At 47.4% G+C, this 1,048-nt stretch carries 1 protein-coding gene; it reads left to right on the forward strand.

The annotated features are described in order from the left end of the window. Nucleotides 1-806 (forward strand): LysR substrate-binding domain-containing protein (locus R7040_RS24820; RefSeq protein WP_318097328.1); only part of this gene is annotated, 806 nt, incomplete at its 5' end. Nucleotides 807-1,048 lie beyond the last annotated feature (242 nt).

The following is a 1,048-nucleotide window of genomic DNA, read 5'->3' on the forward strand; positions in this document are numbered from 1 at the left end:
AACTTCGCATTCAATTTGATGATCCATTGTTTACGCGTAACTCACATGGATTAACGCCAACACCACGTGCATTGTTCCTCAAACCGAAACTGGATCTGTTGATTAACCAATTAGAAGTGCTGACCCAGCCAGAAGAGTTTTCGCCCCAAAGCAGTGAATACCGTTTTCAAATTGCAGCCGTGGAAAGTGTCTACCCATTAATCTTGCCGCATTTCTTACCAGCGATTTTTCAACAGGCACCCGGCGTCACCATCAGCACGCATCCTTGGTCAGATAACACCTTCAAAATGTTGCAGCGTGGTGAGCTGGATTTGGGATTAACTGGTAAAGACATCGACATCAATGACGCAAAACTTACCCTACTGCCACCGGATGATATTTGCGAACTCGAAATCTATCGCGACCATCAGATGTGCATCATTCGTAAAAACCATCCCGCACTAAAACAGAAGTGGAACCTCGAAGCGTATCTCGCACTTCGTCACGTACAAGTGCGATGTGATGGAAACGACCGTTGGTTGTTGGACTATCGTTTAGCGGACATTGGCGCAGAGCGCGATATTGCAGTCACCGTTCCAGATTTCAATAGTGCCGCCAGCTTGTGTTCTTACACCGACTTCATCTTTACTGCGCCGAGCCACTTTGTGCAACTGGCTGCCAAACAGCTCGACTTGGTGGTCTTGCCATTGCCGCTTGAATTCCCGCCCATGGCTTACACTCTGTTTTGGCACAGAGACAGAGAAAACGACCCAGCCTTGAATTGGCTGCGCACGATGATCACGCAAAAAACCGATCACCTTAGATAAAAATGTCGGACGCAATTTGCGCTTAGCGGTTAAAATGAGTAGCTTAACAGTCGATAGTCCTTTTTGGCTCATCTATGGCCTGTTGTACCCAGACTTAAACGTCATCTTGCTACGACGTTTAACTCAATCACTGCACGAAGCAGAAGGAAACAGCTCCCACACCTGAGCATGAAGGAGCGGTAATTTGAAGGAATAACACAGATGCACAACGATACCCTAAGCCGCGTGAACGCAATTCGCGA

The organism is Vibrio sp. 1069 (genome assembly GCF_033340555.1).